General features: G+C 41.2%; 16 protein-coding genes. 9 read left to right on the forward strand and 7 right to left on the reverse strand.

Translation table 11 applies throughout. The features are described 5' to 3' along the window. Positions 1–325: 325 nt before the first annotated feature. Complete coding sequence (locus tag FTU46_RS16880; protein WP_373683639.1) at positions 326–442, forward strand: hypothetical protein; 117 nt, start codon at positions 326–328, stop codon at positions 440–442. A gap of 65 nt (positions 443–507) precedes the next feature. Here FTU46_RS16880 and FTU46_RS11805 read toward each other — a convergent pair whose 3' ends face one another. Together FTU46_RS11805 and metG are read right to left on the reverse strand one after the other, a co-directional pair. Beyond that, positions 508–864, reverse strand: coding sequence for a hypothetical protein (locus tag FTU46_RS11805; protein ID WP_034581100.1), 357 nt, complete (start codon positions 862–864; stop codon positions 508–510). Positions 865–1060: 196 nt separating this feature from the next. Then, positions 1061–3121, reverse strand: coding sequence for a methionine--tRNA ligase (metG, locus tag FTU46_RS11810; protein ID WP_034701999.1), 2061 nt, complete (start codon positions 3119–3121; stop codon positions 1061–1063). Between the two features lie 314 nt (positions 3122–3435). Here metG and FTU46_RS11815 point away from each other — a divergent pair, with 314 nt between their 5' ends. Both FTU46_RS11815 and apbC read left to right on the forward strand, forming a co-directional pair. Then, positions 3436–4239 (forward strand): hypothetical protein, encoded by an 804-nt coding sequence (locus tag FTU46_RS11815; RefSeq protein ID WP_180011998.1) that lies wholly within the window; start codon positions 3436–3438, stop codon positions 4237–4239. Between the two features lie 289 nt (positions 4240–4528). Further along, a complete protein-coding gene (gene apbC / locus FTU46_RS11820; protein WP_159124392.1) occupies positions 4529–5788 on the forward strand; it encodes an iron-sulfur cluster carrier protein ApbC in 1260 nt (419 codons plus the stop codon). A 40-nt stretch (positions 5789–5828) separates the two neighbouring features. On the opposite strand, the gene FTU46_RS11825 is transcribed toward apbC, so the two are convergent. Genes FTU46_RS11825 through FTU46_RS11835 form a run of 3 tightly spaced genes read right to left on the reverse strand, consistent with a single transcriptional unit; the run spans position 5829 to position 9330 of the window. Further along, the gene (locus FTU46_RS11825; protein ID WP_180105048.1) at positions 5829–7844 is read right to left on the reverse strand and encodes a TRAP transporter permease; all 2016 of its coding nucleotides are present in this window, start codon (positions 7842–7844) and stop codon (positions 5829–5831) included. Further along, positions 7841–8326 (reverse strand): DUF1850 domain-containing protein, encoded by a 486-nt coding sequence (locus FTU46_RS11830; RefSeq protein ID WP_166139306.1) that lies wholly within the window; start codon positions 8324–8326, stop codon positions 7841–7843. The genes FTU46_RS11825 and FTU46_RS11830 overlap by 4 nt, the downstream gene beginning before the upstream one ends. Next, the gene (locus tag FTU46_RS11835; protein ID WP_159124389.1) at positions 8326–9330 is read right to left on the reverse strand and encodes a TAXI family TRAP transporter solute-binding subunit; all 1005 of its coding nucleotides are present in this window, start codon (positions 9328–9330) and stop codon (positions 8326–8328) included. The genes FTU46_RS11830 and FTU46_RS11835 overlap by 1 nt, the downstream gene beginning before the upstream one ends. Positions 9331–9978: 648 nt before the next feature. Here FTU46_RS11835 and FTU46_RS11840 point away from each other — a divergent pair. The 6 genes from FTU46_RS11840 to FTU46_RS11865 all read left to right on the forward strand — a co-directional run bounded on the left by FTU46_RS11840 (position 9979) and on the right by FTU46_RS11865 (position 17873). Then, a complete protein-coding gene (locus tag FTU46_RS11840) occupies positions 9979–10572 on the forward strand; it encodes a LysE family translocator (protein WP_180105049.1) in 594 nt (197 codons plus the stop codon). 122 nt (positions 10573–10694) lie between these two features. Next, the gene (gene dcd / locus FTU46_RS11845) at positions 10695–11264 is read left to right on the forward strand and encodes a dCTP deaminase (protein WP_004785008.1); all 570 of its coding nucleotides are present in this window, start codon (positions 10695–10697) and stop codon (positions 11262–11264) included. Positions 11265–11498: 234 nt separating this feature from the next. Beyond that, on the forward strand, positions 11499–13508 hold the full coding sequence (locus FTU46_RS11850) for a hypothetical protein (protein WP_180105050.1): 2010 nt from the start codon (positions 11499–11501) through the stop codon (positions 13506–13508). A gap of 12 nt (positions 13509–13520) precedes the next feature. After that, positions 13521–14237, forward strand: a complete 717-nt coding sequence (locus tag FTU46_RS11855) for a hypothetical protein (protein WP_159123364.1) — start codon at positions 13521–13523, stop codon at positions 14235–14237. Positions 14238–14266: 29 nt separating this feature from the next. Beyond that, entirely contained in the window at positions 14267–16441 is a 2175-nt protein-coding gene (locus FTU46_RS11860; RefSeq protein ID WP_159123365.1) for a DUF6160 family protein, read from the forward strand. A 16-nt stretch (positions 16442–16457) separates the two neighbouring features. After that, positions 16458–17873: a hypothetical protein gene (locus tag FTU46_RS11865; RefSeq protein WP_180105051.1), complete on the forward strand. Its 1416-nt coding sequence runs from the start codon at positions 16458–16460 to the stop codon at positions 17871–17873. A 56-nt stretch (positions 17874–17929) separates the two neighbouring features. Here the strand turns inward: FTU46_RS11865 and FTU46_RS11870 are convergent, their stop codons facing one another. Next, the gene (locus FTU46_RS11870) at positions 17930–19648 is read right to left on the reverse strand and encodes a proline--tRNA ligase (protein ID WP_180105052.1); all 1719 of its coding nucleotides are present in this window, start codon (positions 19646–19648) and stop codon (positions 17930–17932) included. A 97-nt stretch (positions 19649–19745) separates the two neighbouring features. Continuing rightward, the gene (locus tag FTU46_RS11875) at positions 19746–22853 is read right to left on the reverse strand and encodes an efflux RND transporter permease subunit (protein ID WP_180105053.1); all 3108 of its coding nucleotides are present in this window, start codon (positions 22851–22853) and stop codon (positions 19746–19748) included. Between the last annotated feature and the right edge of the window lie 4 nt (positions 22854–22857).

A 22857-nucleotide genomic window follows, 5' to 3' on the forward strand; every position in this document is an offset into this window, starting at 1 on the left:
CTGCTAGGGAGAGTTGCCCTGTTTGTTTCCATGCCATAGTCGTGTTTTTTGCTAGGTGATTGATTTTATTGTATTATACCAATTTAATGAACTTTTGTGTGTTTATTCGTGCAAAGGTTTCTATAAAAATATTTACCTTTTTTAAAAGAGAGAAGAGGAATTGAATATCTGTACTAGGCATTCAGTTTGAATCTGTATATTGATTTTTTAAGAAAATAAAAGTTTTTTTCTAAAAATATTTTTATAAATAAATTACTTAGATAAATTTCACTTTTATAAAAAAGCCCGTTAACATGGGGCATTGCAAACAGCCTTGGGTATCACTATGAGTTTTTGGAAAAAGAAAAATAATGCAGCATTTGTATTTTTCATTATTACCTTATATTCATTGCTGGGCTTCGGCATTGGCTATGTCATCTGGGAATTTTTCCTTGATAAATAAGTGCTATCTGATTTATAGATCGACGTAAAAAAGCCTCTAAAGATAGAGGCTTTTTTAATAAGCAATTATTTACTGCATTCAGGCTGAGAACGGTCAATAATTTGAGTGCCTTCTACGCGATAGCCAATTTGGCCTACAAGAAATGCTTGATTTAGTTGAGTGATGACTACATCAGAAAGTGCTACTGCACAACGATCTTTTTCAATTGCACGATCTACTGCTGTTTTGAAATTAGGAATACCTAAAGGGAATAAAATTACTGGAACTTTATCTTCGCCTTTAACGCGTTCGCCTTTAACGAACTGAGTTGAGTTTAGGTTAAAGTTTTTAGTTGAAGCTACAGTCATATCAGCCATACGAACTGAACATCCTGTGAATACAATTGTTGATGCTGCTAAAGCTGAAACTAGTAATTTTTTCATGTTTACCCCGAATAATTCTAAAAATAAAAAAGCGTTTAGATTCTATAGATATATTTTTTAAAAACAAGAAAATAAATTGTATAAATGGTAAAAAAACTAAAGATGAAGAACTTTTATTGGCTGAGTATTATTTTAGTAGACTAAGTAAAAAGCCCCTACATCAGTAGAGGCTTTTCTTCTATCTAAGACCTAAATCTTAAGAAACTTTATCACCCGGTTTAGCACCAGATTCAGGTGAAATCACCCAAACGCCTTCGCCATTACCAGCCGCAAGTACCATACCGTTTGAAATACCAAAACGCATTTTACGTGGAGCAAGGTTCGCAACCATCACCACCAGTTTACCTTTCAGGTCTTCCGGTTTATAAAACTCACGGATACCGCTGAAGACATTACGTGGTTCAGCTTCACCGACATTTAACGTGAGTTGTAAAAGCTTGTCAGAACCTTCAACCGTTGCAGCATCCAGAACTTCCGCTACACGCAGGTCAACTTTGATGAAGTCATCAATGGTGATGATTTCAGCTTCACCGACTTTAGGCTCAGCTTTCTTCTCTTTGGCTTTCTCTTTTTTCTTCTCAGCTTTTGCTGGTTCAGCAGCAGGTGCAGCTAAAGAATCTTTAGATGCATCGACCATCGCAGCCACAGCTTTCGGATCAACACGTTGCATTAGCGGCTGGAACAACGCAATTTCATGACCAGTCAAAATTTCAGTGCGAGAAGCAAAGTCGAAAGAAGCTAATTTCAGGAAGTCCTGAACCTGAGCAGCCAATGTTGGTAACACTGGAGCTAAATACACAGCCAATTGACGGAACAGGTTGATACCTACAGAACACACACCGTGAACCTGTTGTTCTTCGCCTTCAACTTTCGCTAAAGCCCAAGGTTTTTTCTCATCGATGTACTGGTTGGCTTTATCTGCAAGTGCCATGATTTCACGGATCGCTGCCGAGAATTCACGGGTTTCATAAGCTTTGGCAATTGAATCGCCAGCATCAATAAAGCTTTGAACCAGTTCAGGCTCGGCACAAGTTGCACTTAGCTTGTTGTCAAACTTGGTATTGATGAATTTTGCACAACGGCTGGCGATATTCACTACTTTACCCACTAGGTCCGAATTCACTTTCTGAACGAAGTCATCCAGATTCAGGTCAGAATCTTCAACCTTGTCAGAAAGTTTAGAAGCAAAGTAATAACGCAGGTATTCAGGGTTCAAATGCTGTAAATAAGTTTCAGCTTTAATGAAGGTACCGCGAGATTTAGACATCTTCTGACCATTTACAGTCAGGAAGCCATTCACGAATAAACCGGTTGGTGTACGGTAGTCTGCACCTTCCAGCATTGCAGGCCAGAACAGGGCATGGAAGTAAACGATGTCTTTACCAATGAAGTGATAGACTTCATTTTTAGAATCTTTTTTCCAGAAATCATCGAAGCTTAAATCAGGACGTTTAGTTTTGATGTAATTCTCGAAGCTCGACATATAGCCGATTGGCGCATCCACCCACACATAGAAATATTTGTTTGGCGCATCAGGAATTTCAAAGCCGAAATACGGTGCATCACGTGAGATGTCCCAGTCGTTCAAGCCATTGTCAAACCATTCATCCAGTTTGTTGGCGATAGATACGGGTAGACGGCCTTCGTCACGAGTCCATTTTTGCAGGTATTCACCAAAATTTGGCAGTTTAAAGAAGTAATGATCCGAAGATTTCTCAACAGGAGTCGCGCCGCTTAAAGTCGATTTTGGATTTAATAATTCAGTCGCGTTGTAAGTTGTACCGCAAACTTCACATGAATCGCCGTATTGATCTTCCGCCTTACATTTTGGGCATGTACCCTTAATGAAACGGTCTGACAGGAACATGCCTTTTTCAGGGTCAAATAACTGGGTTACAGGGCGAACTGCAATATTACCGGCTTCACGGTTTTTGATATAGATTTCTGAAGCACGGGCGCGGTTAGTATCACTGTGGGTAGAGTCATAATGATCGAAATGCACACCGAAACCGTCAAAGTCACGAATATGTTCTTTTTGCACATTGGCAATCTGTGCTTCAGGTGAAATGCCATTTGCCTCAGCACGCAGCATGATCGCTGTACCATGAGCATCATCCGCACAGACATACGTCACGTCATGACCCATCGCGCGCATCGCACGTACCCATATATCAGCCTGGATATAGCCGAGTAAGTGACCCATATGAATCGGGCCATTGGCGTAAGGAAGGGCATTGGTGACTAGGATTTTACGCACGGATTCACTCTCTCATTCGTATTCATTATGCAATGGGCCATAATTTTACATGATGCAGAAGGGATTACAAAGAAATGCTTTTACAGAAGCACAAGGAATAAATCAGGCCGAATATTCAGAATACAAAAACAGGCTATAGACAGGTAATTGACCCTTAAAAATTCGATTGAGATAAGTTGATGCTACTTCCTGCAAGCAATAGCAACAACATGTACAGGCTTTGTTGCAGTTTGCTTAATTCACCCACGTCATTGCATGCTTTGTGCTAAAAATTTGGCTGATCATTTTTATTATGACGCCTTAGGAGGGTACTCATGACTCAGAATAACCAGACAAGTACTTCAAAACAGAATCAAGATAAAGAACAACATGCACGAGAACTGCATGACAAGATTGAACAAGAGCAGAAGCAGAACAAGATTGATAAACAGCATAAGCAGAAGCATGAAGAAGTCCTAGAAGCCCAAAAAAATGGTGCTGATGAAAATTCTGATAAACAGCAAGACTCTAAAGCATCAGATAATCAGCAATCAGAGCAAAAAGATGCGTCTAAAAATGACCAATCTAATCATGGTGATGAATCAGATAAAAAAGCTGAAAGTACCAAAATGGATGACTTAAAAGCGAAAGCCATCGCAATTGGTGAAGAGCTGTTGCAAAAAGGCGAAAAGATTCTGAATGAGTTAAAAAATGGCAAATCAGACAGCCAGAAAAACGGCGAGCAAGGTTCAGATGATTCGAAAAAGGCACAGGATCAAAGTTCTGGAGATAAATCAGCAAATCAGGCTGACCAGGATCGCATGGCAAATTTAAAAGATGAAGCGCTACACAAGTTTGAAGATACTAAGGTCAAAATTAGTGAGTTGGTGAATGAAGCTGCTACGAAACTGAATGAGTTGAAACAGATGGCGGCTGAAACCATGACTAAAATGAAAGGCGATGACCAGCCTCAGTCAGGTGATTCTAAAAAGCAGGATCAGGATTCTTCTTCTAAGGATGCTACGGATAAGGATCAAAATTCAGATCAGACCAATAATAAAGATGATGCTAAAAAGGATCAGGATAAGGCTGATCAATCTGGGCAAAACAAGACCGATCAAGATAAAAATCATAAATAATCATTTCATGTTGAAAGCCACTTCATTTAATTTTTGAATGAAGTGGCTTTTTAATGGATACTATCTAGTTAATTTTATTTAAAATTTTAAAATATCAATAATATAAAACAATAAATAAGATGTAATGCTGACTTTATAAATTTTCTTCCCTGTAACTCTTTAAAACCAAGTAAAATAGTTGGAAATTATATTTGTCTTTCAGGCTTCTGAATACAGATTGCTTAACCTGAGACTAAAACCTCGTTAAACTAAGCTATTCAGATGTCTATCTATATTTTTGGAGTAACCTATGTCCTGGCTTTCTTCGCTTAAATCGGTTTTTTCGCCTTCCAAGGAGGTGAACGAAGAAGCTGTGCAGAACGTACTGCAAAACTATATCTTGCCAAATTCTAGCAATGCGCTGAAAGACCGGATTACTCAGGTCAATGTGCAAGGCGAGATTCTGCAAATCACCATTAATACCTATCCGGAAGAAAAAGAGCAGTTACAGCAGATTCATGATGAACTGGCGGATGCGCTAGAGAAATGCGGTATTAAAGAACTAAACCTGCATGTGATTCAGCAAAAGACGGGTCATAAAAAAGAAGGCGGTTGTGGACATCATCATGCAGAAGGCGAGAGCTGTTCCAGCCAGCCGCAAACTGCTGCTTCAAAATCGAATCTGCCACCTGTAGTTGATGCTTCAGGCAGCGTAGCTCAAGCAGAAGCTGATCCAAATAATCCACCGATCCAGAAAGCTGCTCCACAGCAACGAGATGTACCCAAACATCCACGCATTCAGAATGTCATTCTGGTCTCTTCAGGCAAGGGCGGTGTTGGTAAATCAACCACAACTGTGAACCTGGCTTTAGCTTTGCAAAAATTAGGTTTGAAAGTGGGTGTACTGGATGCGGATATTTATGGTCCAAGTATTCCAACGATGCTCGGCAATGCCGGCAAAACCCCGATGATCGAAGCCGAACAGTTTGTCCCACTCGATGCCTATGGTATGGCAGTGCTGTCGATTGGTCACTTAACAGGTGATAATAATACCCCGGTTGCTTGGCGCGGTCCGAAAGCAACAGGTGCCTTGATGCAGCTATTCAATCAAACTTTATGGCCAGATCTGGATGTATTGATGATTGATATGCCACCAGGTACAGGTGATATCCAGTTAACGCTCGCTCAGCGTATTCCAGTCACAGGTGCTGTGATCGTCACCACACCACAAAACGTGGCATTGCTGGATGCGACCAAAGGCATTGAACTGTTCAATCGTGTGCAGATTCCAGTGATGGGGGTAGTCGAAAATATGTCGACCCATATCTGCTCGAACTGCGGTCATGAAGAACAGATCTTTGGTACAGGCGGCGGTGATAAACTGTCAGAGCAATACAATATTCCATTGCTCGGCCGCTTGCCTTTGAATGCAGTGATTCGTGAAAATGCCGATGCCGGTAAGCCTTCAGTGATTGCTGGAGATGATGCTGCTGAAAGTTATATGGCCATTGCCCAGAAAATTGCAGCAAAATTGCCAAAAGCAGAAAAAGATAAAACTCGTATTTTCTAAGATTCTATAGTGAAAAAAAGAGAGCCGAGGCTCTCTTTTTTTATGAGGTTTTAGTCGTGATTGTATTTTCTTTTCTTGCCTGAAGGATATTAAAGCCTATCGCAATAATCACCATGATGGTGCCGATAATATCGGTCATGGTCTCAGGGACAATCATCATGAGTGCACCAACCCCCAAGAAAATGCGCCAGAACCAGTTCATGCTAGCTTTAAAATACCCTTCGACTGAAGCGCCAAGTGCCAGAATGCCGACAATGGACGTCACGGTAATGCTTAAAATGACATTCCATGCCGGTAAGGCAAATTCTTTGGCATTCACGGCAATATCTGTTGTATCAATCATCAGCATCGCCGGGTTATAGACAAACAGGAAGGGCACAATAAATCCGGCTAGGGATAGGCGTAGTGCCAGGAATCCAGTCCGCATTGGGTCACCCCCGGCAATCCCCGCACCAGCAAAGGCGGCTAAGGCAACTGGTGGGGTAATATTGGCAAACAGGCCAAAATAGAATACGAACATATGCGCGACTAGGATTGGAATATCAAAGTTGGCCAAAGCCGGAGCAGCCATCGTCGCGGTAATGATATAGGCTGGAATCGATGGCAGGCCCATACCCAAAATCATCGATGCAATCATGGTGAAGAACAGAGTGAGGAACAGACTGCCAGCACCAATACTCATGATTGAAGAAGTCATGACAGAACCAAAGCTAGTCAAGCTCACCACCCCAATAATGATCCCGACGACGGCACAGGCCGCCATCACAGAGAGCGACTGTTTAGCGCCATCAGCCAAAGCTTCCAGAATTTCCTTAGGTCCCATACGGGTAGATTTTCTGAATGCTGCCACCACAATGGTCAACAAAATTGTATAAACAGCGGCATAACTCACTGGAATCGACTGGAATAAAAAGAATACCAAAGCAACGATTGGAAATAATAAATGTCCTCGTTCTTTCAGGACTTCTTTGACTCGTGGTAGGTCAGCTTTGGGAACGCCTTTCAGATGATCCCGACCAGCTCTGAAATGGACTTGTGCCATCACACCGAGATAATACAGCAGGGCAGGTAATACCGCAGCTAAGGCAATCGTGCCATAACTGACACCCGTGGTTTCTGCCATGATGAAGGCACTGGCACCCATTACTGGCGGCAAGATCTGCCCGCCGACAGAAGCACTGGCTTCCACTGCACCGGCAAAGTTTTTGTGATAGCCAATTTTCTTCATTAAAGGAATGGTAAATGAACCTGTTCCTACGACATTGGCAACCGCCGTCCCGTTGATACTGCCCATAAAACCGCTGGAAATCACCGCGACCTTGGCTGGTCCACCTTGCTTATGTCCCGCAAGTGCCATGGCGAGATCATTAAATAATTTTCCCATTCCTGATTTCGCCAGAAAGGCACCAAACAGGATAAACAGGAAAATAAAGGTGACTGAAGCACCAATGGCTGAAGAATATAAACCTTCAGTCTTCAGGTACATTTGTCCGAAAATATCACTGAATGTATAGGGGCGAGTGAGCAAGCGATCCGGCATCCATTCAAAATGACTGACAAATGGATAGCTTAAGAAAATCAGTCCTAAGATCGGCAACATCCAGCCCATTACCCTTCGAGCAGCCTCAACCACCAATACTACTGTCATAATCGAGAAGACAATGTCCAGCGTATTGGGAATGCCTCCCCGAGTGGTCATAATCGCTTGATACTCTTTAAATAAATAAAAGAAAGAAGCAAAAGAGGCGATCACCCAAATCCAGTCTGTCCATGCGACTTTTTGTCGGCTACTGGCCTGACGTGCTGGATATAACAAGAAAATCAGCGCCAGACCAATGGATACATGCGCCGCACGCTGGATCAGTTCGGGTAAGGGATTAAAAGTAATATAAAGATGAAATAAAGAATAGGATATTGCCAGGGCAGCAATAAACCAGCGAACCGATTTGTTATTCGGGTTGCGAGTGACAGATTCACGGTCAAATTTTTCTAATAATTCTTGTTGCTGTTGATCATCCAGTGCTTCGGTCACATTTCTTGTTTCTTGTGGATTCATAGGCAATCATTTAAACCTCTTTTTTTCCATAGGCTGTCTTTTCTTATAGAAAGTTGTACCGTGCTGTAGTCGGGAAAATCCTGATAAATATTCCAGATCCGATCAGCACTCTCAATTTGTCCCTGCATTCTGCGTGAAATGACCCAGTTGAGTTCTTTCATCTCTCGGTTGATTTGCATATGGATGTTGCCATCATCCTGTCGAGTAATAGTACCTTGATCAGGTGTACCCGCACCAAATGAAATGAACTGAGTATCTGTCAGAATGAAATGGTCCTTGTCTAGAAGATAACGTTCTTTCCACTGTGTTCTTTCTACCGAATGCATCCAGCTGAGCTGAAAAGATTTCTGGTCAATTTTGCACTGAAAATTTTGCTCTTTCACTTCCACAAAAATATACGGAAATGTCATCCAAACATAGGTAATAAAAAAAGCAGCCAAACTAAAAAGTGCAGCAATCGCTGCACCTTGTATCCATTTCATCAGTTCGCTTTATTCTCATCATAGAATTTTTGCGCGCCCGGATGCAGTTGAGCAACCAGACCTTTTTGTGCACCTTCTAAAGTGATTTCTTTAGCAGCCTGATGTGAATTGGCGAGTTGATCCAAGCTGGAGAAGAACGTCTTGGTTAGCTTATATACATCATCTGTAGAGAGATCAGAACGAACCACCAGCGCATTCATGATCGCAGCTGTTGGAATATCTTCAGCATTGCCATAGGTCCCTTTAGGAATGGTCATTGGCAGGAAATACGCCTGATCTTTGGCAATCGCTTTCACTTTATCCGGATTAATACTCACCAGTTGTAGATCAAAGCCCTGTTGCAGCTCCATCAGTGAAGAGTTTGGAAGACCACTGGTCAGGAAGGCTGCATCCAGTTTACCGCCTTTCAAGGCATCAGCTGCTTCGGCATAACCTAAGTAATCTACTTTGACATCCTTATAAGTGATACCAAAACCGTTCAATAGAGTACGGGCATTCACTTCTACACCTGAATTCTGGGCGCCCACTGCAATACGTTTGCCTTTGAGATCTTCAATATTTTTGATACCAGAACGTTTTGAAGTGACAATCTGTACATAGTTTGGATAAAGCGCAGCGATCTGCTGCACGTTGTCAATTTTAGAACTAAAACTGCCTTGACCATTAATTGCTTCAGTTAAGCTGTCGCTCATGACAAAGGCCATTTCAACTTTGTTCTGTTTTAATAAATTTAGATTTTCGACAGAAGCCCCTGTGGTCTGGGTTTTGGAACTTACGCCGTAGGTCTTGTTATAGATTTCAGCCAATCCTGTTCCGATGACATTATAAGGGCCTGAGGCACCGCCTGTCGCAATATTGACAAATCGGGTTTGCAGTTTATCTGCAGCTACGCTCTCGCCAGATGCAGCCTGATTATCTGATTTATTTTGTGCATTATCATTCGAGCAGGCAACTACGCCTGATAACGCTAAGCTCATGACTGAAAGTTTGATCCATTTATTCATATATGACTCCTGATATTATTCTGTAGTTCTTAAAATATAATTAAAACAACAATATACTAAACCGTCTGGATGTTAAAAAATGTGAATTATCAATTGTTGTCCTTGTACAATTTAACAGCAATTATTTTGTCTGAATACCTTTAATAACATTTTTTTCGAAATTTTGCTTTATCAATATGTTGAACAAATTGAGCAAGATAGACATCTTAAATGGAGAGTGGAAATTTAATCATTAGGAGTTAGGTAAAAGTTGCTCCCATCACTAAATCTTTCTATAGAAGTGTGCAAAGTTCATATGCAAGAGCAGGGATTTTTAGTTAGTTAAAATTCAATCAAAGATTACTAGAAATAATGATTTCAAAGTTTTGGATAATTTTTCTTTCATGGTATAGAGACTAGTATTTCAGGAATTTTAAGTCCGAATACTCTATTGAAACTTCTACTTTTATAGCAATTTTATGATGAGCTAATAGCTTTATAAATTGACAAAATTGACTGAAATAAAATTTTCTTTTATTTTTATATAATTATATGAAAATAAATAAAAAAATAAAATATAATTTTTTTTTAATATGTTCTCTTACAATTATTTTTTTGCAGATTTGACCGGATTATTTTATGCTTAATACCTAAGAGCGAGGTCAAACTATGATTTCATGGTTATTTATTGGTTTAGTGGCAGCCATTCTATTAACACCGGGCCCAACCAATACTTTATTGGCATCGTCAGGTATTCAAGTTGGATTTAGAAAAACTTTTCGCCTTATTCCTGCAGAAGTTTTCGGCTATCTCATCGCAATTACATTCTGGGGCTTTTTGATTGGTAAAATCTCGATCTATTTACCGGAATTACCTCATATTCTCAAACTCTGTAGTGCTGCTTATATTCTATTTTTAGCTTTAAAATTATGGCGTACCACAGAACTTGGTGAAAATTTTCAATGTATTTCGATTCGGGCACGGGAACTATTTTTGGCGACTTTGCTGAATCCTAAGGCATTATTATTTGCTTCGGCTATTTTCCCGGTCATTGTGTGGAAAAGCAGTCAATATTATGTGACTTATATGCTGGCATTCTTGGCATTACTTATTCCTATCGCATTTTTCTGGACCTTTTTAGGTAGCTTATTGGCCAGAAAAAACAATCGCTGGCTGAATCAAAAGAACTTACAAAAGACCGCTTCCATTATTTTAATGAGCTTTTCTGTACCTTTATCCTATTCAGCACTCCTCAGTCTTTAAACCTGAAAAAGCAGCTAAATTTCCTGAAATTTAGCTGTCAGAATTTCGCTTATTTTCATTAGTGTCAATTTCAGTTAAAGTACGTCGCAATTACTTATTTTTAAGATTTTTGGATTATATCAATGGCAATTAAGTCTGATCGTTGGATTCGCGAAATGAGCGAAAAACACGGCATGATTGAACCGTATGCAGAAAACCAGATTCGTCTGGATGAAAATGGTCAAAAGCTGATTTCTTATGGTGTTTCAAGCTATGGCTATGACGTGCGATGTGCGCGTGAGTTTAAAGTATTCACCAATGTTCACTCTGCAATTGTCGATCCGAAAAACTTTGACGAAAAAAGCTTTATCGATATTGAATCGGATGTTTGTATCATTCCACCCAACTCATTTGCTTTAGCGCGTACAGTAGAATACTTCCGTATTCCACGAAATGTACTGACCGTTTGCTTGGGTAAATCGACTTATGCACGTTGCGGCATTATCGTGAATGTGACTCCACTTGAACCTGAGTGGGAAGGTCATGTCACGCTGGAGTTTTCAAATACAACTAACCTGCCTGCACGTATTTATGCGGGTGAGGGTGTGGCTCAAATGCTGTTCTTCGAATCAGACGAAGTTTGTGAAACCTCCTATAAAGATCGTGGTGGTAAATACCAAGGGCAGACAGGCGTTACTTTGCCTAAAGCTTAATAGTTTTAAAGCATTGAATAAGCGAGGCTAATGCCTCGCTTATTTTTTTTGCTGTTTCATTCATCGGAAACTCGGGGTTTTTGGTCTTTTGGCTTTGGTAATCCTGCTAAAAATAAGCATAATGAAGAATGAATATATAAAAAAGATGTGCTAAGCATCATAAAAATCAAAAATTGAAGGCTGGGAAGCTGAAGGATAAAGATGCGGAGCATCAGATAAGAAGGATAGGTCGAGATGGCTCAAATAAAAGCTAAATTTCAATTTCGTAAAAGCTTTTTGGCAATGATGATCGGTTTAGGATTATTGCCATCTGCACATGCAATGCAGGAATTAACTGATTCTTCTCTTTCTGATACTACCGGTGAAGGTGTTGCCCTGGTACTTGATGACTTTAAAATGGTTTTTCAGGCACCGAATGATGCTTCCAGTGGTTCAAGCTATGCACGAGGTATTGCCAATCCAGGTCAGGCAGACACTGGCTTTATTCGTATTATTCCGACTGGAGAGAACTATGCTCAGTTAGGTGAGCGTGCCTATAACAAAGTCTATGATCGAGTGTATGCAAGTAGCTATTTAAATGGTATCAGTGCAAATGCCAATCTTTATCAAACGACTTATGACAATAGTGTTAGTACCTATAAAACTCAAAACTATAATGCGACTTTAACTGCAATCCGTAATGAAATTGGTGCAAGTGCGCGTAGTGGTATTATGGAAGAATATCGTAATTCGACATTAATGCAGCAATATTATCAGCAGCGTTATGAGGATTATTATGACGGTACAATTATTACAGGATTAAAAAGTGACGGAACAACATCTCATACTTTAACTGTAGGGCAAAAAGATAAATCTGTCGAATATGCATTAAAAAATACCTATGAAATGATCGAATTGTTATATGGAAACAAGGTAACCACTCCATTAAATAATACTTGGACTCAACAAGCGGGTACCCGAACCAATGCTATTGATTCAAGAGTTACTACAGTTGTAGAGAATGCGACACAAGAAAAATTAGCAATTGAAGCTGATAGGTATGCACTGATTCAGGCAAAAAATGCAGTGACTGCTATGGAACAGGCGGTTAAAGCGAGCGCAACAACAGCGGCCAAAGAAGCTGCAATGGGTGCCTCAGTCAGTACGCTACGTACGAAGGCTGATGTATTTATCTATGGTTTAGCTTTATCAAAAAGTGATAATTCACTCAGTAGCCGCTATAGCAATCAGGGGTTTAATTGGGGAACAGCCAGCAATCCTTGGTTATTTCATGCCGGAGCCGAAACAGTAAAACAGTTTACGGATACGGGAAAAGAAGTGGGCTATCTAGCTTTAGAAGCACCTCTTGCAACAGTTGCTGCAAATGAAGCAGATAATAATATTAAGCTTGGTTTCTGGACTGATATTTTCTCACGTTCTTTAAATTCAAGTAATACCGTAGATTATGCTACTGGAGCACCTACTTCAGGCTTAGATATTTCTGAACGTTTTCGTGCACAGTTTATTGCTAATGGCTTGAGCATGAACGGTTCGCAAGTCCGATTATTTCAAACCCTTACATCGCCTGATCTTGCATATAGTCAAACCTTGGGCCTGGCGAGTCTGATCCGACTCAATACTAATGATGATCCCTCTACTTTGACCAGTGATTCAAACAATTTGAACAGTAAAGGGATTCGTATTAGTAGTGCAGCAAAAGAGAATAATCTTGATGGAGATGGTCCGACTCCTGCTTTAAATGGCTCTGCAGCTCCTATATTTCATGATACCGAGGGATTGTATTTATATAGCCCGAATATCAATTTGGTACTAGGAAGTATGTATCAGCCTTTTGTTGTGGGTTCGGAAGGAAATAATATTATTTTGGAAGTGACACGTATTCCTAAAATTCCAGATATTTACAACCGGATTTATCAGCGTTATCCAGATGGAAAAGGTGGTTTTTTAGGATCAGAAGCACTTTTAGGCTCTACATGTAATGTATATACGTGTGGTACTGAAATTAAAGCTCAAGCTTCAGATAGCATTGCCTTGTATCAAGGACGCGATGCAACTCACAGTAGTATCGCCATTGGTTCTGTTGAACGTATTGCCAATACTAATATGCTGAAGGCAAAAGATGATAATAATGCTACTGGTGTGGTATTTAGGGGGGCTACTGATAACTCAATGAGGAATTTTGGTTCAGCAGTGATTGATGGTGTGTTGATTCAACATCTAAAAATAAAAACTACAGGTCTATAAAGGAATAGGGCAATGTTGAAAAAGTTAATGCTTGCTACAGTTCTTGGGATTTCTTTTGCGACACAAGCCGGCTTGGTCAGTCTTGATCCGCAGCAAATGACAGCGGAAACGGGTCAAGGCGGAGCAGATTTAAGCTGGACCTTGTCACTCAACCATCAATACGCTACTGATTTAACGAAATCTCAAATTTCTGAAACGGTCGCTAATAAGTTAGAGGTGTATTACAAGCCAACAACAGATTGTGGAATTAACACCTTGTTTTGTCGCTTGGCTATTTCTCCGAACAATCATGTTGATGCTCAAGGCAATAAAAAATGGCTGGTATTTAAAGGCATACAAGGCACCCTGCAAATTGATAAGTTTTCTATCGATGGCACTACAATTACTAATGTGGCAGGTGATCCTCAAACAGCCATGAAAATCACTTTTTATGATGATAAACCTTTAAAAATCAGAAACTTGGGTTTTAATACTTTGGCTATTGAAACCGGAACCGGTGAGGGCGATAAAGAAGGCTATGCCAATTCAGAGAAGTATACGACCTTCACCAATCGTGTTTATAAAGCGGACGGTACATATACCACTGCCTCAGCAGATGTTCCAGAATTTGACCGGGGGCGTGAGAAGGGGTTTATGGGTCTCAATATGCACGGCAACATGCACATGTCAGGAAACTTAAAAATATTTGGCTTTAACTGCTCAGCTGGGAGTGCACAAAGCCGTTGCTAACTGCATGGATGCAGTATAGGGATGAAAGAATGAAAAAAATAAAATCACAAATTAAATTATTAACGGCATGTGTCTGTTTAGCACAGCATAGTTATGCACTAGAGCTGATTGAAGAACAAGAATTGGGTCATATCACTGGTCAAGACGGTATTACGATTACACACGAGGTATCAAAAGTAGAAGTTGAACAGCTCAATTGGTATGACCCGAATGCTGATGTAAATACCAAGATGGGACTGGGATTGCATAAAGTAGAAATCTTAGGCAAAGATCAAAATGCGATTTTAAGCCAGCTTAAGTTTGATGTCGGTGCGACCGATGCTGGTGCAGGGATCCGTCTAGAAGCAAGCGTAGCTCCCTTTAGTGCCAATGCAGATTTTAAACTTGTGAGTAAGGATTGTGTTGGAACAAGCTGTGTCGAAAACAATCAAAATTTGGGCAAATTAGGTCTTGCGATTGATAGTCCATTTAAAATGGTGCTTCATACGACAGCAGGTTTATTCAATAAGAATGAAACAGCTACTATCGATTTCAATTTGCAAGATGCCACGATCAAACATACTTTAGGTACAAATAGCTTAGTTCTAGATAACTTTAATTTTAACTTCGCTGGTACGGGCTATATGTATATAGACCCGATACAAGGCGTCGTACTCGCCAGTAAAAGTGGCACACAAGACCATCTAATTAATTTAAAACCAGTGGCTGTAGGAACAACTGGTGCGCAAACAGCTGGATTAAACTTTGATTTACGCTATCAGAATGGAGATGGCGATTTAAAAAATATCATGCGCTATGGTATTTCGGGTGCAGTGAGTAATGCACGTTTGTCGTTAGGTGCTGATCAGTCAAAACTGAACTCTTTTGATATAAGTAATAAAGTTGGTGGTGTGCTGACGCGACAAGATCGCAGTGTTTCAAGCTATAACGCAGGTGAAGGCGGCTTGCATCTTGGTTTATCAGCTGATTTTACCAATCAGGAAGTGGCAGCAGCACAGGGTTTAAAACCAACGACTTTGGAAATTGGTCATACGGGTAAAGGAAGCTATGCAGTTCAGTTTAATGAATTACGTTCATTAACTGGAAAAAATAATGCATATATCGATTTTGGCGATATTTATATCAATACAATTCAGGCGCAGAGCCTAGAATTTTTAGTTAATGACAATATTAAGTCAACACTTAGACAAAGTAATCCGATTTTGCAGCAAACTTTAAGCAGTACGTCTGCTAATCAGGATTTTGCACTAATCGCCATACGGGGTATGGATTTCCAGTCGATTGCAGCCAAAGCAAATTTTATTTCTAATGATACTGGTATTATTTCCGGGAATAGTGGTTCTTGGGGAATTGGTATTCCAATTTACAACCTGAATGCCAATGTTGCTTTGTCGGGTACAAAATATGACGGTGACAAGAATGGTATTGCCTATAACGTGATGGCATCAACTGAAGGTTATGGAAAGGATGCCAAAACTGGAGCACCAAGTACAACTTCAATTCTTTTAATTGATGGTGGTGTAGAGAATGGCCATGCGCGAAACTATTATGCTGGCCTTCGAAATATTGATGCCTTTATTGAATCCAAAGGGGTTATTGGTTATGAAGATGAAGGCATCTATGTAAAAGCTGATAAATTGCTGATCGCAGCTAAAGCTGAAGTGGCAATTGGCCAATTACCGGGATCTAAATATAACTGTGTATCAGGCAATAAATGTGATCAGTTTGTTCCTGATGACAACTTTTCTAAACGCGATGATGTATTAACAACAATTGCCATGATGCTTGATGGTAGTGGTGAGTTAATGATTATTCCGGGACTGGATGTAGCAGGCGAAAATTATTTATCGTTGGATGCAAACTTTAAGTTCCGAACATTAACTTCTACAGAAAAAGGTGATGTTAATAATCTTGGTAGTTATTTTAGTCTGATTAATGAAGATGTAGATAGCACAGGTGCAGTTCATACTTCTGCGATTAACTTTAATCGTATGGAAGGGAATTTAGGATTAATCACCAAAATAGGCGTGAGTGAAGATACTGTTACTTTAGATAATCAAATTAAATTTAATAAAGATCAGAAGATTATCGAGCCGTTTAGAACCAACATGGCCATGACCACAAATGGCAATATGCAGAATATAGCAACAATTGCACTCACAGGCGGAACCATGCGCAGTACGCTAGGCATTACACCGCGCTGAAATAAGGGATGATTTCATGAAAAAAATAATATTGAATAGCTTGATTGTCACTTTAATGGGCCTTACTCAACAGGCGATGGCAATGACAGCCTTAGACGATGAGGCTTTATCGGCAGTTGATGCACAGGCCTTATTAAATTTGGAAAATGCTTATGATTCATCACAAGGAATTAACTTCCATAAGCTAAGTATTGAAGCTTTAATGGAATTGAATATTAATATCAAAACTTTGCAGCTTGGTTGTGGTGGAACGAATAACAGTATTGGGAATACTAATGGTTGTGATATTGATATTTCTAACCTGGCTTTGAGTGGCTTAAATACCTCTCTTGATGATAAAGGTAACCCTGTCTTTTCAGGCGACCGTGCTAATACCAGTGCCAGTGTGAGTAATCCCTTTGTTGAGTTTGCAATTAAAAATGGTGGAAGTGCTTCTACCCGTGAAGTGGTCGGTTTTCGTCTAGGTGCAGATAAAATTGTCGGACTCTTAACCATGGGGACTGACAACATCGAAAATCCGAATGATGGCCTCAAAAGTTTTAGTGGTTATATGAAAATGGCGCAAACCACTGGTGAGTCTGTTACAAAAGCGGGAACCTTTGGTATTGCAAATGATGAAAAAATCTCAGGGAATCTAAAGGCTTTAGGACAAACACGTACTTTTACCAGTAAGCCAGGTGCTGATGGCCATACCGGGATTACAGTGCCTTCCATGCGGGTAGACTTTACTATGCCAGAAACTGTCGTGACTGGGCAACGCTTAAAGTCAGCGACTGTAAGTAATATCCGTTCTACTATTGCTTCGATTCCATTAGCAAAGGCTTTAACGGGTTCAACTTTGCCAAGTGATGTGATTGGTACACCAGATTTTTCAAAAGATAAGCTGTATGTAGAGTTTGATCCATTAATTGGATTTCTTAATTTAGGAACACATTCTTTCTTTCAAATGGGTGCTGGTTCAAGTCTGGATAACCTGAATATGGACATCACCTTTGTCCAAGCTCTGAATATGATCCATAATATTCCATTAAATGGTACAGGCGGTTATTTGTCTTTACAGAGTCAGAATGTGCATTGGCAAGGTGCGGACGCGGCTGATATTGCCAAACCAGGTTGGTGGCTATCTTTTAAAGACCCGATTCAACTGGGTGTATTAAAAACTACAGATGAAGTTGATATTTCATTCGTGTTACCTCAGGTAGCAACTGCTATTTCTGAATTTCTTTTACGTCCTGAAAACTTGATTGATGTCAGTGTGGGCGAGGCTTTAGGGTCTCTGGCGAATGTCGCGGTGGTACGTAAATTGAATATTGATGTAGGTAAATTTACTAACTATGTAGATGGTACTCCTGCAACTTTAACCTTAATGGATAAGCTGCTACAGAACCAGAATGTGACCTCAAACTGCTTTGGCGGACATAAGTTCTGCTAATTCAGACATATAAAAAATCCCGCACTAAGCGGGATTTTTTATTGATTCAGAAAAAATTATTTCGCAATTTTTGTCAGTAATTCTTCTTTCGAAAGATTTACTGATTCTGCATCACGGCGACCTTTATATTCAAAAGTACCTGCATCCAGACCTTTTTCACCAATCACAATGCGATGTGGAATACCAGTCAATTCAAGATCAGAGAATTTCACACCTGGACGCTCGTTACGGTCATCAAGCAATACGTCAAAACCAGCAGCTTGCAGTTCTGCATATAAGCTTTCAGCTGCTTCTAAAGTGCGAGGTGATTTATGCGCATTCATTGGCACAATTGCCACTTCAAATGGAGCGATCGCAGCCGGCCAGATGATACCTTTTTCATCGTAATTCTGTTCAATTGCAGATGCTACGACACGTGTCACACCGATACCATAACAACCCATGGTTACAGTGAATGGTTTGCCATCTTCACCTAAGACTTTACAGCCTAAAGCTTCAGAGTATTTTTTGCCTAACTGGAAGATATGACCTACTTCGATACCACGTTTGATTTGAAGTGTACCTTTACCATCTGGAGAAGGATCGCCTTCAACCACATTACGCAGGTCATAAACTTCGCTAAACTGCGCATCACGTTCCCAGTTCACGCCAGTTGAGTGCTTGTCTGCTTCGTTTGCACCTGCAACAAAGTCAGACAGTACAGAAGCAGCACGGTCAACGATTACTGTTAGGCCTTTTTCTACTAAACCTTGCGGACCTACAAAACCAGCAGTCAAACCTAGTTCAGCAAGTTGAGCTTCAGTAGCAAAAGCCAAAGGCGCAGCAATTTTTGGATGCTTTTCGGCTTTAATTTCATTCAGTTCATGGTCACCACGAAGGAACAGGGCAACGACAGGAGCTGCTTTACCTTCTTCAGCTGCAACGCCTTGAACCAGTAATGCCTTTACTGAATGCGCAGGATCAGTACCAAGGAAGCTTGATACATCAGCAATCGTTTTTTGATTTGGGGTATCAACCACTTTCAGTTCTTGAGTTGGAGCAGCACGATCGCCCACCAGAATCGCTTCAGCCATTTCGATGTTAGCCGCATAATCAGATTCAGTTGAGAAGGCGATATCATCTTCACCACTTGAAGCCAAGACGTGGAATTCGTGTGAACCTGAACCACCGATTGAACCGGTATCCGCTTGTACTGGACGGAAATCCAGACCTAAACGGGTAAAGATCTTGCAGTACGCTTCGTACATTTTGTCGTAAGTTTCTTGCAGAGATTCCTGATCCGCATGGAAAGAATAGGCATCTTTCATGATGAATTCACGTGAGCGCATTACGCCAAAACGAGGACGAATTTCGTCACGGAACTTGGTTTGAACCTGGTAGAAGTTTGCAGGCAGTTGTTTGTAACTTTTTAGCTCATTACGTGCCAGATCAGTGATCACTTCTTCATGTGTTGGGCCAAGCACAAAGTCATTGGTATGACGATCTTTAAAACGTAATAGTTCAGGACCGTATTGCACATAACGACCAGATTCTTCCCAAAGAGAAGCTGGTTGGGTCACAGGCATCAAGACTTCGAGTGAACCCGCGTTATTCATCTCTTCGCGAACGATCGCTGCAACTTTATTTAATACGCGAACGCCCATCGGCAGCCAGGTGTACAAACCTGAAGCCAACTTACGAATCATACCGGCACGAAGCATCAGCTGATGTGAAATAACTTCAGCATCGTTCGGGGTTTCTCTCAACGTTGCAAATAAAAAGCGACTCGCGCGCATGGAAACTGTCCTAAAAAAATTAAGCGTTAAAGCAGAGATTATACAATAAAAAATGAGGTGAACATTCGTGAATGTCACCTCATTGTGATGGTTTAAATTATGCCATGATTTTACGGGCTTGGCGCAGCATAAAATTCTTAAAGTCATCCAGGTAAGTGAAAATCACTGGAACCACGACCAATGTCAGCAGGGTGGAGGTAATTACCCCGCCGATCACGGCATGTGCCATCGGTGCACTTTGTTCACCACCTTCACCTAAGCCCAGAGCGAGCGGCACCATTCCCATGACCATGGCACTGGTGGTCATCAGAATTGGACGTAAACGGGTTTTGCCGGCATTCAGAATCGCATCATAACGGGCTTCACCCCGATCCATGGCTTTCTTGATGAAGTCGATAAGCAGAATCGCATTTTTGGTCACCAGGCCCATCAGCATAATAATACCGATAATTGAAAACAGGTTCATGGTCGAATTAAACAGGAATAGCGCCAGGAATACACCAATTAATGACAAGGGTAATGAAGCCATAATGGCAGCAGGGTGAATAAAGCTGTTGAACTGGGAGCCGAGTACTATATAAATGAATACAATTGACAGGGTAATCGCAGTGAGCGCATAACCTGCGGATTCTGCCATATCTGCATTGGCGCCTTGGGTATCAAAACTATAACCCGGCGGCATGTCGAAACTATCCTGAAGTCTGCTGATATCCGTACCGATGTCACCTGCGGGGCGTCCAGAGGTATTTGCTTCAACCAGCACCTCACGCGCCAGATCTCGACGATTAATCTGAGAAGCTCCCAGTTTTTCTTCAAAATTAGCAACGCTAGAAAGTGGGATCAAGATCGGCTGATTATTGCCATCCATTTTAGATGAAGTGATATACATATTTTGCAGATCACTCGGCAGGGTGCGCCGGTCTTCGGTCAGGCGTAAGTTAACATCATAAGTTTCACCTTTTTCATCCTGCCAGGTGGTGACATCATCGCCGGCAATCAGTGGGCGAACCACATTGGCAATTTGATTGACTGACAAACCAAGATCACTGGCCAGAACGCGATTGATCTGTACACCTAAGGTCGGTTTTGGCTCTTTCAGTGAGGATTCAAGATCGACAATGCCATCAATTTTAGCCATCTCGACCATAAAGCGATCGGAAATCTTCTGTAGTTCATTCAAATCAGGGCCTTTGATTGAAATCATAATCGGCTTTTGGCCACCCGATACGGTTTCATCCGCGGAAGCGACTGAGGTAATGGTAATGCCGCCCACAGATTGTAAACGTTGACGGAATTCATTATTGAGATCATTCAAGCTTTTCTCGCGTTCAGTCCGCGGAGTCACAGTGACACGTAAGCTGACATGGTTTTTACCGCGATCGGTCACTCCATTAATTACGCCGTAAGTTGCACGTACATCAGGATGCTGACGTACAATTTTATCGACCTGCTGCAGTTTGGCTTGTGAATATTCCAGTGAAGCATCGACTGGAGTTTCAAACTTGATCCGGATTTCACCCTTATCCGGGACAGGTACGAACTCGGTACCAATCAGTTTCGACAGGGCTAGAGCGCCAAACAAAGACGCCACTGCAATTACAATAGTAATGAATCTAAAGCGCAAAGCCAGTTTCAGCAGTTTTTCATAGACATGGCTTAAATTGTCTAATTTACCTGAAATCCAGTTAAAGAAACGTTTAATGCGCCCTGGCTTTTTATTGGGATCTTTTTTCTTTTCTGCCCAATGCGCAGATAGCATTGGATCTAGAGTAAAACTGACAAACATGGAAATCAGAACGGCGGTACTCACCGTTACACCGAACTGATAAAAGAAACGCCCAATAATTCCACCCATAAAGGCAACAGGCAAGAAGACCGCGACAATTGTCAGGGTTGTTGCCAGTACGGCGAGACCAATTTCTTTGGTGCCGTCCAGCGCGGCAGTGACATGGTCTTTACCCATATCGGTATGTCGTACGATATTTTCCCGTACCACAATCGCATCATCAATCAGCAGACCGATACTTAAAGACAGGGCCAATAAGGTCATCATATTGATGCTGAAACCAAAAGCCCAGATAAAGGTCAAAGTTCCGAGCAATGCAATCGGTAAAGTGAGGCCAGTAATGACCGTTGAGCGGAAAGAACCTAAAAATAATAGAACAATCAGCACAGCAAGAACCGCACCCTCAATAATGGTACGCGCAACATCACCAATGGTGCCGCGGATACTTTTTGAAGAATCCACCACAACTTTTAAGGTGGTTCCTTGTGGCAATTGGGCTTTAATGCTTTCAAGAGTTTTGTAGGTACTGTCTACTACTTCAATAACATTAGAATCAGAGCTACGCAGAATGTCGACAGCCACTGCAGCCTTGCCATCCAGAAATGCACCAGTTTCAAGTTCTGCCTGACTATCTTCAATTTCTGCGACCTGTTTCAGAAAGATCGGTGCACCATTTTTATTGGCAATGACCAGATCGCCAAAGGCGAGGGGATGCAGGACTTTGGAATTGATCTCAATCACCAGTTCCGAGTTGCCAGATTTTAATGTACCGCCCGGAACTTCGATATTTTCAGATTTCAGAGTATTAATGACGCTATCCACGCCAATGCCAAAAGCTTGCAGTTTCTGTGGTTCAACCTGAATGCGAATCTGGCGCTGTGCATCACCGAGCAGGTTGACGGTACCTACACCCGGAACAGTTCTCAGTTGTGGAACAATGCGCTGATCCAGATAGGAGCTTAGTGTCTTTAAACCCATATTGTCGGACTCAAATACGATCGACATGATTGCATTGGCAGTCGGATCATAACGCTCGACGACTGGCTCCTGAATTTCATCACGGAATTCAGCGGTGACTGAAGCAATTTTGTCACGGACATCCTGTGCTGCCGTGGTTGAAGGCACTTCCAGATTGAATTCAGCCGTGATCATCGACAGGCCTTCACTGGATTGTGAAATCACCTGTTTTAAACCGGAAATAGTATTGATCTGGTCTTCGAGTTTTTTGGTAATTTCCGATTCAACAGTTTCTGGAGAAGCACCTGGATAATTCGTATAAATTACGACAAAGGGGAAATCGACATCCGGAAATTCTTCCACACCCATGCGCTGCCAGGAAGCCAGTCCAAGTACCATCAAACAGAACATCATCATAATAGTGAAGACGGGATACTTCACACTAATTCGGGTAAACCACATATTA

The organism is Acinetobacter sp. YH12108 (assembly GCF_013419055.1).
Classification (GTDB): Bacteria; Pseudomonadota; Gammaproteobacteria; order Pseudomonadales; family Moraxellaceae; genus Acinetobacter.